This is a genomic window from Achromobacter sp. DMS1 (assembly GCF_001270295.1).
Genome location: NZ_LHSJ01000230.1, coordinates 1 through 12,306 on the forward strand (window position 1 = coordinate 1; position 12,306 = coordinate 12,306).

Annotated in this window: 9 protein-coding genes and 5 pseudogenes; 7 read left to right on the forward strand and 7 right to left on the reverse strand. The window is 69.6% G+C overall.

Translation table 11 applies throughout. From position 1 onward, the window contains the following. The first annotated feature begins 138 nt into the window (after positions 1-138). The 5 genes and pseudogenes from AD428_RS20605 to AD428_RS20625 all read left to right on the forward strand — a co-directional run bounded on the left by AD428_RS20605 (position 139) and on the right by AD428_RS20625 (position 5,262). Positions 139-1,305: pseudogene (locus AD428_RS20605) on the forward strand (acyl-CoA dehydrogenase family protein). Between the two features lie 66 nt (positions 1,306-1,371). Continuing rightward, positions 1,372-3,012: an AMP-binding protein gene (locus tag AD428_RS20610; RefSeq protein ID WP_053246417.1), complete on the forward strand. Its 1,641-nt coding sequence runs from the start codon at positions 1,372-1,374 to the stop codon at positions 3,010-3,012. Positions 3,013-3,033: 21 nt separating this feature from the next. Continuing rightward, positions 3,034-3,459: an acyl-CoA thioesterase gene (locus AD428_RS20615; protein WP_053246418.1), complete on the forward strand. Its 426-nt coding sequence runs from the start codon at positions 3,034-3,036 to the stop codon at positions 3,457-3,459. 58 nt (positions 3,460-3,517) lie between these two features. After that, entirely contained in the window at positions 3,518-3,922 is a 405-nt protein-coding gene (locus tag AD428_RS20620) for a RidA family protein (RefSeq protein ID WP_053246419.1), read from the forward strand. Between the two features lie 90 nt (positions 3,923-4,012). Then, positions 4,013-5,262: pseudogene (locus tag AD428_RS20625) on the forward strand (dienelactone hydrolase family protein). A 290-nt stretch (positions 5,263-5,552) separates the two neighbouring features. Here AD428_RS20625 and AD428_RS28445 read toward each other — a convergent pair. From AD428_RS28445 to AD428_RS28455, 7 genes and pseudogenes are all read right to left on the reverse strand, one after another. Then, positions 5,553-6,167, reverse strand: a pseudogene (locus AD428_RS28445) (FapA family protein); the annotation flags it as partial. After that, positions 6,065-6,690: pseudogene (locus tag AD428_RS29760) on the reverse strand (flagellar assembly protein A). The pseudogenes AD428_RS28445 and AD428_RS29760, both read right to left, overlap by 103 nt. A gap of 184 nt (positions 6,691-6,874) precedes the next feature. After that, on the reverse strand, positions 6,875-7,732 hold the full coding sequence (locus AD428_RS20635) for an enoyl-CoA hydratase family protein (protein WP_053246420.1): 858 nt from the start codon (positions 7,730-7,732) through the stop codon (positions 6,875-6,877). Positions 7,733-7,770: 38 nt separating this feature from the next. Further along, positions 7,771-8,561: pseudogene (locus AD428_RS20640) on the reverse strand (SDR family NAD(P)-dependent oxidoreductase). After that, positions 8,558-10,909: a bifunctional salicylyl-CoA 5-hydroxylase/oxidoreductase gene (locus tag AD428_RS20645; RefSeq protein ID WP_053246421.1), complete on the reverse strand. Its 2,352-nt coding sequence runs from the start codon at positions 10,907-10,909 to the stop codon at positions 8,558-8,560. The pseudogene AD428_RS20640 and the gene AD428_RS20645 overlap by 4 nt, the downstream one beginning before the upstream one ends. Positions 10,910-11,067: 158 nt before the next feature. Then, positions 11,068-11,211: a hypothetical protein gene (locus AD428_RS26890; protein ID WP_160318611.1), complete on the reverse strand. Its 144-nt coding sequence runs from the start codon at positions 11,209-11,211 to the stop codon at positions 11,068-11,070. After that, a complete protein-coding gene (locus AD428_RS28455; RefSeq protein WP_235491038.1) occupies positions 11,174-11,731 on the reverse strand; it encodes an HAD hydrolase-like protein in 558 nt (185 codons plus the stop codon). Before AD428_RS28455 ends, AD428_RS26890 begins: the two co-directional genes overlap by 38 nt. Before the next feature lie 9 nt (positions 11,732-11,740). On the opposite strand from AD428_RS28455, the gene AD428_RS28460 reads away from it, so the two are divergent. Continuing rightward, positions 11,741-11,947 (forward strand): hypothetical protein, encoded by a 207-nt coding sequence (locus AD428_RS28460; RefSeq protein ID WP_235491039.1) that lies wholly within the window; start codon positions 11,741-11,743, stop codon positions 11,945-11,947. Continuing rightward, positions 11,944-12,162: an SDR family NAD(P)-dependent oxidoreductase gene (locus tag AD428_RS27215; RefSeq protein ID WP_200908077.1), complete on the forward strand. Its 219-nt coding sequence runs from the start codon at positions 11,944-11,946 to the stop codon at positions 12,160-12,162. The genes AD428_RS28460 and AD428_RS27215 overlap by 4 nt, the downstream gene beginning before the upstream one ends. The last annotated feature ends 144 nt before the right edge of the window (positions 12,163-12,306 follow it).

The window sequence follows — 12,306 nt, forward strand, 5'->3', positions numbered from 1 at the left end:
GGAGGGGGGTGCGTGCATGTGTGCAGGTGCGCGGAGGATTCGGGCGGCCCCTCCGGCTATGCTGGGTGGGCCCGGGGCCGGAGGCGCCGGCTTGCTGCGGGCGGAGCGAACGTACGGGATGCGATGGAGATGACTGAGATGAGCGACATGAGCTGGCTGGATTGGCCATTTTTCGAGGAGCGGCACCGGACGCTGGCGCGGGAGGTGGATGCGTGGTGCGGGACGGCGCTGGCCGGGGTGGACCATCATGACGCGGACGCGGCGTGCCGCAAGCTGGTGAAGGCCATGGGCGAGGCGGGCTGGCTGCGCTACGCGGTGGCTGGCGGGCCCGGAGGGGGCTGGGGCGGCGCGCTGCCCGAGGTGGACTCGCGTTCGGTCTGCATCCTGCGCGAAACCTTCGCGCGGCACGAGGGCCTGGCCGATTTCGCCTTTGCCATGCAGGGCCTGGGCAGCGGCGCGATTTCGCTGATGGGTTCCGATGCGTTGCGCGAGCGCTACCTGCCGCGCGTGGCGCGCGGGCAGGCCATCGCGGCGTTCGCGCTGTCCGAGCCGGAGGCGGGCTCCGACGTGGCCGCGCTGGCGTGCGAGGCGCGCCAGGACGGCGGCCACTACGTGCTCGACGGCGTCAAGACCTGGATCTCCAATGGCGGCATCGCCGATTTCTATTGCGTCTTCGCGCGCACCGGCGAGGCGCCGGGGTCGCGCGGCATCAGCGCGTTCGTGGTGGACGCGGACACGCCGGGCTTCTCCGTGAGCGAGCGCATCGATCTCATTGCCCCGCACCCGCTGGGCACGCTCTCGTTCGAGAACTGCCGCATCCCGGCCACCCAGCGCCTGGGCGAGCCCGGGCAGGGCTTCAAGCTGGCCATGATGACGCTGGACATCTTCGGCTTCGGTGGCGGCCGCCGCGCTCGGGTTCGCCAAGCGCGCGCTGGACGAAGGCCTGGCGCGCGCCCGCTCGCGCCGCATGTTCGGCCAGACGCTGGCGACCTGCAGCTGACGCAGGCCGCGCTGGGCGACATGGCCACCGCCATCGACGCTTCGGCGCTGCGCACCTACCGGGCCGCCTGGCTGCGCGACGTGCGCAAGCAGCGCACCACGCGCGAGGCGGCCATGGCCAAGATGACGGCCACCGAGTCGGCGCAGTCCGTCATCGACCGCGCGCTGCAGATGTTCGGCGGCGCGGGCGTGGTGTCGGGCATGCCGGTGGAAAAGCTCTACCGCGAGATCCGCGCGCTGCGCATCTACGAGGGCGCCACCGAGGTGCAGAAGCTGATCATCGCCCGTGAATTGCTGAAGGCATAAGAGGCAGGGGCCGCCGAGCCCCGTCCTTCAGATCTTCCAACCACCGCACAGCACAAGGGGAAAACCATGGAAGCCTCCGCTCACGTCGACACTTTCGCCCGGGACAATCTGCCGCCCGAGGAACTCTGGCCCGAGTTCCTGCTGGACGGCCCCGATGTGGCCTATCCCAAACGATTCAATTGCGCCGCCGAACTGGTGGACGCCATGGTCGAGCGGGGTTGCGGCGAGCGTCCGGCGCTGCGCTGGCGCCAGGACGGCAAGCCGGCCGTCATGACCTACCGCGAGCTGCGGGCGCTCACCAACCGCATCGCCCGCGTGCTGGCCGAAGACCTGAAGCTCGTGCCCGGCAACCGCGTGCTGCTGCGCGGCCCTAACAATCCCATGATGGCGGCCTCGTGGCTGGCTGCCATCAAGGCGGGCCTGGTTACCGTGCCCACCATGCCGCTGCTGCGCGCCAAGGAACTCAGGCAGATCATCGAGAAGGCCCGGGTGCAGGCGGTGCTGTGCGACGTGCGCCTGCGCGAGGAGGCGGAATTCTGCGCCCGGCCGGACCACGAGCATTATTGCAAGGACCTGTCCACGCTGGTGTTCTTCAACGACGCCGGCCCGGATTCGCTGGACACGCTGGCCGCGGGCAAGCCCGACGATTTCCAGGCCTGCGACACGGCGGCCGACGACGTGTGCCTGATCGCCTTCACCAGCGGCACCACGGGCTCGCCCAAGGGCTGCATGCACTTTCACCGCGACGTGCTGGCCATGTGCGACCTCTTCCCGCGCCACATCATCAAGCCGGGGCCGGACGACATTTTCTGCGGCACGCCGCCGCTGGCCTTCACCTTCGGGCTGGGCGGCCTGCTGTGTTTCCCGCTGCGCGTGGGCGCCAGCGCGGTGCTGGCCGAGAAGCTCACGCCCGAAGGGCTGCTGGAGCTGATTCAGGAATTCCGCGCCACCATCGTGTTCACCGCGCCGACCTTCTACCGCCAGATGGCGGCGCGGGCCCCGGAATTCGACCTGTCTTCGCTCAAGAAGAGCGTGTCGGCGGGCGAGGCGCTGCCCGACGCCACGCGTCAGCTCTGGAAGCAGGCCACGGGCATCGAGATGATCGACGGCATCGGCGGCACCGAGATGATCCACGTCTTCGTCTCCAGTCCGCCCGGGGAAGTGCGCCGCGGGGCCATCGGCAAGGTGGTGCCGGGCTATGTCGCGCAGGTGGTGGACGACGAGATGCGCCCCGTGCCCAACGGCGCGCCGGGCCGCCTGGCCATCAAGGGCCCCACCGGCTGCCGCTACCTGGCCGACGAGCGGCAGCGCCGCTTCGTGCAGCAGGGCTGGAACCTGCCGGGCGACACCTTTGTGCGCGACGACGACGGCTATTTCTTCTATCAGGCGCGCAACGACGACATGATCATCTCGGCGGGCTACAACATCGCCGGCCCCGAGGTCGAGGACGCGCTGCTGCGCCATGAGGCCGTGGCCGAATGCGGCGTGGTGGGCGCGCCCGACGAAGAGCGCGGCCAGATCGTCAAGGCGTTTGTCGTGCTCAAGCCCGGTTTCGCGCCCGACGACGCGATGGCGGCGGCCCTGCAGGCTTTCGTGAAGGCCGCTATCGCGCCGTACAAGTACCCGCGCGCCATCCAGTTCGTGAGCGCGCTGCCGCGCACCGAAACCGGCAAGCTGCAGCGTTTCGCGCTGCGCAACATGGCTTAGCGGACGCGGGGAGGAGACGAGATGGCAGCGCCGTTCGTGAGCGAGGTGGAAGTCCGTTTCCGGCATTGCGACCCGGCCGGCATCGTGTTCTACCCGCGTTACTTCGAGATGATCAACGACTTCGTCGAGGAATGGTTCGACAAGGGCATGGGACTGCCTTTCCATGCGCTGCACGTCGAGCGCCACATCGGTACGCCCATGGCCTCGGTGCAGTGCGATTTCACCGCGCCCAGCCGCTGGCACGAGCGGCTGCGCCAGGTGCTGGAAGTGCGCCGCATCGGCGGCGCCTCGTTCCGCGCCGACGTGCGGTTCGAGGGGCCGGACGGGCAGCCGCCGCTGCGCGCGCGGCTCACCATCGTCACGGTGGACCTGCGCGCCATGAAATCGACGCCGCTGCCCGCCGACCTGCGCGAGCGCATGCAGGCGTACCTGATTCCCGAAGCGTGAAGGCGGCGGGCCGACGACGCGCAATGGTTTTTATTGTTCTTCTGAATAGGATGACGTTATGAAGATTCTGCAACCGCCGGATTGGATGGCGCCCCGAGGGTATTCGAACGGCGTGCTCGCCGAGATGCAGGTGGGCAGCAAGATCGTGTTCGTGGGCGGACAGGTCGGCTGGAACGGCCGGCAACAGTTCGAATCCGACGATTTCGCGGACCAGGTGCGCCAGGCGCTCCTGAACGTCGTGGCCATCCTGGCCGAGGGCGGCGCCCGGCCCGAGCACATCGTGCGCATGACCTGGTACGTGACCGACAAGCAGGCCTACGTCGCGGCCTACCCCGAGATCGGCAAGCACTACCGGGAAATCATCGGACGCCATTTCCCCGCCATGACGGCAGTCGAGGTGGCCGCCCTGGTCGAAGACCGCGCCAAGGTGGAAATCGAAGTCACGGCGGTGGTGCCGGGCTGAACGCGCGGCTTGCCGCGTGCGTCCGGGTCTGTTAACACTGGACGGCCCCGCGCACGCGCTTTCGCATGCGCGCACCAAGGAGACAGACGCATGGCCGACACCGCCGTAACCACCCGGGAGATCGCCGTCGCTGCGCACGACGGCGGCACTTTCAACGCCTACCTGGCCGTGCCCGCCTCGGGCCGCGGGCCCGGCCTGGTGCTGTGCCAGGAGATATTCGGCGTCAACGCCTTCATGCGCCAGAGCGCCGAGCGCCTGGCCGAGGAAGGCTACGTGGTGCTGGCGCCCGATCTGTTCTGGCGCCAGCAGCCCGGCATCCAGCTCACCGACGGCGAGCAGGATATGCCGCGCGCCTTCGCGCTCTACCAGGGCTTCGACCAGGACCTGGGCGTGCGCGACGTCGACGCCGCTCGCTGGCCGCGCTGCGCGTGCTGCCCGAGCAGGAAGGCGGCGTGGGCGTGCTGGGCTATTGCCTGGGCGGCAAGCTGGCCTATCTCGCGGCCTGCCGCTGCGAGGTGGACGTGGCCGTGGGCTACTACGGCGTGGGCATCGAGCAGAGCCTGCAGGAGGCCGACCGCCTGCGCGGCAGGCTGGTGCTGCACATCGCGGAGCAGGACGGCTACTGTCCGCCCGCCGCGCGCGAGCGCATCCTGCGGGCGCTGGGCGGCCGGCCCGGCGTGGAGCTGTACGTGTACCCGGGGGCGGATCACGCCTTCGCGCGCACCGGCGGCGCGCATTACGACAAGCCCGCTGCGCTGATGGCGCACCAGCGCAGCATGGCGGCGCTGCAAAAGGCCATCGGGCCGGAGTTCGATTACTCGGCGCTTTGGGACACGCACTGCGAGTACGAATTCGGCACGCGCGACGTGCCGGCCACCATGTCCACCATGGTGGCCGAGCCCTACGTCAACCACATTCCCACCATGACGGGCGGCGTGGGCCACAAGGAGCTCAGCCGCTTCTATCAGCACCACTTCGTCAACAGCAACCCGCCCGACACGCGCCTGGTGCCGTTGTCGCGCACCGTGGGCGCCACGCAGATCGTGGACGAGGTGCTGTTCTGTTTCACCCACACCACCGAGATCGACTGGATGCTGCCCGGCGTGCCGCCCACCGGCAAATACGTGGAGATTCCGCTGGTGGCCATCGTGAAGTTCCGCGGCGACAAGCTTTGCCACGAGCACATCTATTGGGACCAGGCCAGCGTGCTGGTGCAGATCGGTCTGCTCGATCCGGCCGGCCTGCCGGTGGCGGGCGCGGAAACCGCGCGCAAGCTGTTGGACGAAACCCTGCCTTCCAACACGCTCATGGCGCGCTGGAAGGAAAGCGCAGCGAAGTAGGCGGGGGCCGTCCCACGCCGCGGCGTCCGCGCGGGGAGCGCGCTGCCCGCCCGCGGCGCTAGCGGATCACGATCTCGCCTTCTTCCAGGCCGGCCTTGCCGCCGATCTGGTCTTCGAGGAACTGCTGCACCTTGTTGCCGAGCTGCAGGGTCACGCCGCCGCAGAAGCGGCGGGCGGCGCCGATGGTGGCGGTCTGCAGGGGCTGCAGGTCGCGCGCGAGCTGCGGCTTCGTCCTGGTCCAGCTGCAGCAGGTCGGCGCTGAGCCGGGTGTGGGTGTTGCGGGCGCGCTCGAGCACGTCGCCCTGGGCGCGTTCCGGGTGTTTCTGCAGGAACATCAGCAGTTGCTCCAGCTTGGCCTTTTCTTCGTTCATTCGGGCGCGCCGTTGCACCAGCGCGCCGCGCTTGAGGTCGGCATGCGGGTCCAGGCCGGCCTGCACCAGGGTGGGAATGCCCGCCGGCGAGCCGATGGTGCCGGCTCGGATCGCGTGCAGCGCGCGTGTCTGCCCGCCGGTGATGGCGCTCTGCTGGGAGTTGGGCGGCCCCACCGTCACGCTGCCGCCGGCGGCGATGCTGCTCTGGCGGATTTCGCGTTCCACCAGGACGTCGGCGCCGGCGCTGATGATGGCGTTTTCGATGAATTTCGCCTTGAGCGACTGGCCGCAGACGATGTGGGCGTTGCGCGACGCCTCCTTGCCCACGGGCGCCGTATCGGCCATGCCGATGATGCCGCCGCGCACCGAGACGTTGCCGCCGGCCTCGACCAGAGCGGCTTCGATGGCGCCGTGCACTTCCACGTCGCCCGTCACCCGCACTTCCATGGTGGCGGCGATGTCGCCGCGCACCAGCAGCGAGCCCTGGAAGTTGATATTGCCCGTGGACAGGTCCACGGCATCGACCTCGACCATGGGGTTGACCTGCACGCCATGGGCGACCAGCTTGGGCGTGCCGGCGATCGCGGCGCGCAGCAGCAGCGGGTTTTCCGGGTCCAGGGCGACGCCCGCCAGGTCGCGCGCGTAGGGAATGTCGGGCGGCTCGGCCGGCAGCACCGGCTCGCCCAGCACGTTGCGGCCGTCGCGCCGGGCAGCGGCGGGTGGCGCTGCATCAGCATCATGCCCGGCGACACCAGCAGCAGGCTGCCCAGCTCGCGGTAGTCCACCTGGGCCAGCTCGTCGATTTCCTTGGCGCGGGGCTTGAGGCGGTCGAGCAGGCTTTCAAAGCGGGTGGGCGTGCCGGGCGTGGGCGGGGTGCCGCGCGCGATTTCCACCGCCTCGCAGCGCCCTTCGAGCAGCGCGGCGCCAGCGCGGCGTCCTGTACGCCGTGCACGATGCCCTGGGCGGCCAGGGCGGCGCGCAGGTCTTCCAATGTGACGGGCTTGCCGCCCTTGGGCGGCGTGAGGGTGAGCAGCACGCTCATGCGCGCCGCGTCCATCTCGAGCTCGAATGCGCCGTCCTCGATCCGGCCCACCACGGCCTGCACGGGCCCGGCGGCTTCGCGGCACTGTCCGATGAAGGCGGCGATGGCTGCCGTCGTCCCAGCGCTCGCGGCCGATGCCGCGCGTTTCGGCCAGCGCGGCGATNGAGCGCCTGCGGCGCTCACTGAGGAGCGGGCTCAATCAATCTCCTTCGAACACCGGCTTCCGCTTCGCCACGAAAGCCTCGTAGGCGCGGCGGAAATCGCGGGTCTGCATGCAGATGGCCTGGGCCTCGGCTTCGGCCTCGATGGCCTCGTCCACGCCCATATTCCATTCCTGGTGCAGCAGCTTCTTGGTGACGCCGTGCGCAAACGTGGGGCCGGCGGCCAGCTGGGCGGCCAGGGCCTGGGCGGCCTGCTGCAGCTCGCCCGGCTCGTGCAGGCTGTTGAAAAAGCCCCAGTCGGCGCCTTCCTGCGCCGTCATGGCGCGGCCGGTGTACAGCAGCTCGGAGGCCCGGCCCTGCCCGATCATGCGCGGCAGCAGCGTGCAGGCTCCCATGTCCGCGCCCGCCAGGCCCACGCGCGTGAACAGGAAAGCGGTGCGCGTGGCCGGCGTGCCCAGCCGCAGGTCCGAGGCCAGCGCCACCATGGCCCCCGCCCCCGCGCACACGCCGTCCACCGCCGCCACGATGGGCTGCGGGCAGGCGCGCATGGCTTTGACCAGGTCGCCCGTCATGCGCGTGAAGTCCAGCAGCTCGGGCATGCTCATGCGGGTCAGCGGCCCTATGATCTCGTGCACGTCGCCGCCGGAGCAGAAATTGCCGCCCGCGCCCGTCACCACCACCACCTTGATGTCGGTGGCGTACACCAGCGCGCGAAACAGGTCGCGCAGCTCGGCATAGGAATCGAAAGTGAGCGGATTCTTGCGCTCGGGGCGGTTCAGGGTGATGGTGGCCACCTTGCCGTCCGCCGACACCCGCCACAGGAAGGTCCGGGCCTCGTAGCCGGCCATCGGCCGCTTGTGGTGCTTCATGGTGTGTGCTTCGGACTGCGTGCTCATGGTGTCTCCGTTCGTGAATCGTTCAGTGGGCGTGCGGCTCAGCCGGTCATGACTTCGCCGCCGTCGACGGCGATGGCCTGGCCGTTGACGGAGGAAGACGCGGGCAGCGCCAGCCAGGCCACCGTCTCGGCCACTTCCTCCGGCCGCACCAGCCGGCCCTGCGGATTGCGCTCGGCCAGTCTGGCGCGGGCCGCCTCCGGCGCCATCCCCGTCTTTTCGACGATGTTGGCCACGGCGCCGCGCACGATGTCGGTGTCGGTGTAGCCCGGGCACACCGCGTTGACGGTAATGCCCTTCTGCGCCGTCTCGAGCGCCAGCGCGCGCGTGAGGCCGATGACGCCGTGCTTGGCCGCGCAGTAGGCGCTTACATAGGCATAGCCGGTCAGGCCCGCCGTGCTCGCCACGTTGATGACGCGGCCCCACTTCTCGCGCAGCATGCCGGGCAGCGCCGCCTGGATGCAATGGTAGGTGCCGGTCAGGTTCACGGCCAGCATGGATTGCCACAGCGCCGCGTCGGTGCGGTCGAAGCGCTGGCTGACCGCCTGCCCGGCGTTGTTCACCAGCACCAGCACGGGGCCGGACTCCGCCTCGGCCCGGGCGAAAGCGGCGCGCACCGAGGCTTCGTCGGCAATGTCGGCGCTTGCCGTGCGCACCTCGCCTTCGGCGGCCAGGTCGCCGCCGCCGCGGCAAGCGCGGTCGCGTCGCGGCCCAGCAGGGTCACGCGCGCGCCGCGGCGCTGCAGTTCGCGGGCCGACGCCAGGCCGATGCCCCGCGCCCCGCCCGTGACCAGCGCGTGGCGTCCCGCCAGCGGAAGCTGATTCGTGCTCATTTGATGTCCAGTTGCGCCATGGCCGCGGCGCGTTCGAAGTTGGTTTCGAGCTGGCGCTTGCCCGCCAGGTACTGGTTCGGCCAGCCCACCTCACGGTAACCCACGCGCGCCGATTCGCGCAGCGTCCAGGACGCGTCCGCCAGGTGCGGGCGCGCCAGGGCGCAGAGGTCGGCGCGGCCCGAGGCGATGATGCCGTTGGCGTGATCGGCCTCGAAAATCGCGCCCACCGCGATGGTGGCGATGCCGGCCTCGTTGCGCACGCGGTCGGCGAAGGGGGTCTGGAACATCCGGCCGTACACCGGCTTCTCGGCCTTGCTCACCTGGCCGGAAGAGCAGTCGATCAGGTCGGCTCCGGCCGCCCTGAAGCGGCGCGCGATCTCCACCGCGTCGTCGGCCGTGATGCCGCCCTCCACCCAGTCGTGCGCCGAGATGCGCACCGACATGGGCTTGTCCGCCGGCCACACCTCGCGCACGGCGCGAAAGACCTCCAGCGGGTAGCGCAGGCGGTTGTCCAGGCTGCCGCCGTACTCGTCCTCGCGCCGGTTGGTCAGCGGCGAGATGAAGCTGGACAGCAGGTAGCCGTGCGCGCAGTGCAGTTCGAGCCAGTCGAAACCGGCTTCCACCGCGCGCCGGGCGGCGGCCACGAAGCTGTCGCGCACCTGGTCCATGTCGGCCCGCGTCATGGCGCGCGGCACCTGCGATACGCCCTCGATGTAAGGCAGCGCCGACGCCGAGAGCAGCGGCCAGTTGCCTTCGGGCAGGGGATGGTCGATCTTCTGCCAGCCGAGCTGCGTGGAACCCTTGCGGCCGGCATGGCCCAGCTGCATGCCGATGCGGGCATCGGAATTGGCGTGCACGAAATCCACGATGCGCTTGAAAGCGCGCGCCTGGTCGTCGTTCCACAGGCCGGGGCAGCCCGGGGTGATGCGGCCCTCCGGCGTCACGCAGGTCATTTCCACCATGACCAGGCCGGCCCCGCCCATGGCGCGCGCGCCCAGGTGCACCAGGTGGAAATCGCCGGGCACGCCGTTCTCGCAGGAATACATGGCCATGGGCGACACCATGATGCGGTTCTTCAGCCGCACGCCGCGCGCCTGGAAGGGCGTGAGCATGGGCAGCGGCGGCCGCTGGCCGGCGGGCGCCGGCGCGCCGGCGCGTTCGGCCAGCCAGCGCTCGTAACCCTCCAGCCAGGCAGCGTCGCGCAGGCGCAGGTTCTCATGCGAAATACGCTGCGAACGGGTCAGCAGCGAATAGGCGAACTGCTCCGGCTCCAGGCCGGCGTAGCGCGCCACGTTCTCGAACCACTCGGTGGAGTTGCGCGCGGCGTTCTGGATCTTCAGCACCTCCACGCTGCGCACCTCCTCGTAGCGCGTCAGGCCGGCCTCGACCGAACCCTCCGCGCCGCTCAGGCAGCGCGCCAGCTCGATGGCGTCTTCCAGGGCCAGCTTGGTGCCGGACCCGATCGAGAAATGGGCGGTGTGCGCGGCGTCTCCCATGAGCACCACAGGCACGCGCCGCTCGCCGCGCGCGGTGTCCAGCGTGTTCCAGTGCACCCAGGTGTTGCAGATGACGCGCGGAAAGCGGATCCAGATGGCCGAGCCGCGCAGGTGGGCCGCGTTGCTCATGAGGCGGTGGCCGTCCAGCCAGGGCGCGAACAGCTTTTCGCAATAGGCGATGCCGTCTTCCTGGCTCATCTGGTCGATGCCGGCGGCTTTCCAGGTTTCCTCGGGCGTCTCCACGATGAAAGTGGAAAGCCCTTCCTCGAACTGGTAGGCATGGGCCTGGAACCAGCCGTGCTCGGTCTGCACGAAAGCGAAGGTGAAGGCGTCGAAGGTCTTGGTGGTGCCCAGCCAGACGAAGCGGCAGCGGCGCTGGTCGATGTCGGGATGGTAGGTGTCGGCGTAGCGCGTGCGGATCTGGCTGTTGATGCCATCGGAAGCGATGACGAGATCGGCGTCGTACTGGCGGGCCACCGCCTGGTCGTCCTGCACGAACTCCTCGAACACCAGCTTCACGCCCACGTCTTCGCAGCGGGCCTGCAGAATATTCAGCAGTTTCTTGCGGCCGATGCCGATGAAGCCATGGCCGCCGCTGCGCAAGGTGCGTCCCTTGAAATGGATGTCGATGTCGTCCCAGCGGTTGAACGCCTCGCCGATGGTGCGGGCCGACACCGGATCGGCCTCGCTGAGGTTGGACATGGTGGCGTCCGAGAACACCACCCCCCAGCCGAAGGTATCGTAGGGCCGGTTGCGTTCGATCACGGTGACTTCGTTGGCCTGATCCCGCAGCTTCATCAGCAGGCCGAAATACAGACCGGCGGGGCCGCCGCCTATGCAGACTATCTTCATCGCCGTATGCGCTCCGTGGTAGGCGGCTACCCTGCCGGGCTGGTGCCGGACGCCGCAGATTTTAGGTCTGGATAGTTTAGGCTTGAAATATATACCCGAAGTTGATCCGCCGCAAATGGGGAAACCGAGATGGGTCGGAAATTAAATAGGGACGGAAATCAGCGCGGGGCCCGCGCCCATTCCACGGACGCGGGCGCCAGCATCCGGCGCAGGGCCCGCACGTCCTCCGGGGTGTCCAGGTCCGTCACGTAGGCCGGCTCGTCGCTATGGAACGGCGCCACGCTGCCGGGATGCAGCGGCATCCACTTCCGGATGCCGCAGCCCGGCGGCAGCCGGTGCGCCGACGCCGCGCAGTGCTACGACATCAGCCACCGGATGCCGCGCACGCCCGCCACGACGGGCTGCATGAGTTCGACTTCCGGCGGCCTGGCCCGCCAGCCGCGCACCAGGGCCCGCACCGCGCGGCATCAGCAGCGGCAGGTCGCCCAGGACCACCAGCAGATCGTGGGCAGGGTGCATCCGCGCGTGCGCGGCCAGCGCCAGCCGCTGCGAATCCGCAGCGCCTCGACGGATCGTGTCGTCCAGCCGCCGCGCATAGCTGCCCGCGAATCCGGGCGGCAGCGAACGGCCGTTCTCCTGCTGCAGCGTGCGCCACATGTCCGCATCCGGAATGCCGGCGAAGCGCCGCGCCGCTTCCTGCGGCGTGATGGCGATGCCGTGTTCGGCCAGCGCTTGCGACTGCGCCTTCGCGGCGATGATTTCGCTGTCTATCAGGACGCCGTCGCAATCGAAGATGACGAGGCGGGGGGCGGACGGGGGCATGGGCTCTCCATGAAAAAACGTGGCCGAAAAGACGCGGCCGCATGCGCCGCGCCACGCATTGCCCCGATGATAGAGCCCCGCCACGGCAAGAACGCGAGGCCGGCCATCGGCGGCTCCGATCGCGCCATCGGTTTTTTCCGTTTTCCCCGCCGCCCGGCGGCTGGGACACTGGCCTTCCCGATTCAACCCGATATCGACAAGGACGACGGACAATGACGGATTCCCGACAAAAGGTGCTTATCGCGGGCGGCAGTTCCGGAATGGGGCTGGCCCTGGCGCGGCGCTGCCTGGACGACGGCGCGCAGGTGACCATCGTGGGGCGCGACGCGGAACGGCTGGCGCGCGCCTGCGAACAAGCTGGGCCGGCCGGGGCCGCGCTGCGCGCGCTGGCGGCGGACATCTCCCGCGAGGAGCAGGTGGCCTCGCTCTAGAGCGCGCGGGCGCGCTGGATCACATCGCCTGCACCGCGGCCGACATCCAGGGCGCCTACGCCTTGCTGCCGACCTGGACATGGCCGCGGCGCAACGCGCCGTGGCCAGCAAGGTGTTCGGCCCGCTGTACCTGGCCCGGCACGG

Excerpts from the sequence above, each read along its gene's own strand:
- AD428_RS20635 (WP_053246420.1), bottom strand. The coding sequence starts at position 7,732 with ATGAGCACGCAGTCCGAAGCACACACCATGAAGCACCACAAGCGGCCG.
- AD428_RS20615 (WP_053246418.1), top strand. The coding sequence starts at position 3,034 with ATGGCAGCGCCGTTCGTGAGCGAGGTGGAAGTCCGTTTCCGGCATTGC.
- AD428_RS28460 (WP_235491039.1), top strand. The coding sequence starts at position 11,741 with ATGAAAAAACGTGGCCGAAAAGACGCGGCCGCATGCGCCGCGCCACGC.
- AD428_RS28455 (WP_235491038.1), bottom strand. The coding sequence starts at position 11,731 with ATGCCCCCGTCCGCCCCCCGCCTCGTCATCTTCGATTGCGACGGCGTC.
- AD428_RS27215 (WP_200908077.1), top strand. The coding sequence starts at position 11,944 with ATGACGGATTCCCGACAAAAGGTGCTTATCGCGGGCGGCAGTTCCGGA.
- AD428_RS26890 (WP_160318611.1), bottom strand. The coding sequence starts at position 11,211 with ATGCCGCTGCATCCCGGCAGCGTGGCGCCGTTCCATAGCGACGAGCCG.
- AD428_RS20610 (WP_053246417.1), top strand. The coding sequence starts at position 1,372 with ATGGAAGCCTCCGCTCACGTCGACACTTTCGCCCGGGACAATCTGCCG.
- AD428_RS20620 (WP_053246419.1), top strand. The coding sequence starts at position 3,518 with ATGAAGATTCTGCAACCGCCGGATTGGATGGCGCCCCGAGGGTATTCG.
- AD428_RS20645 (WP_053246421.1), bottom strand. The coding sequence starts at position 10,909 with ATGAAGATAGTCTGCATAGGCGGCGGCCCCGCCGGTCTGTATTTCGGC.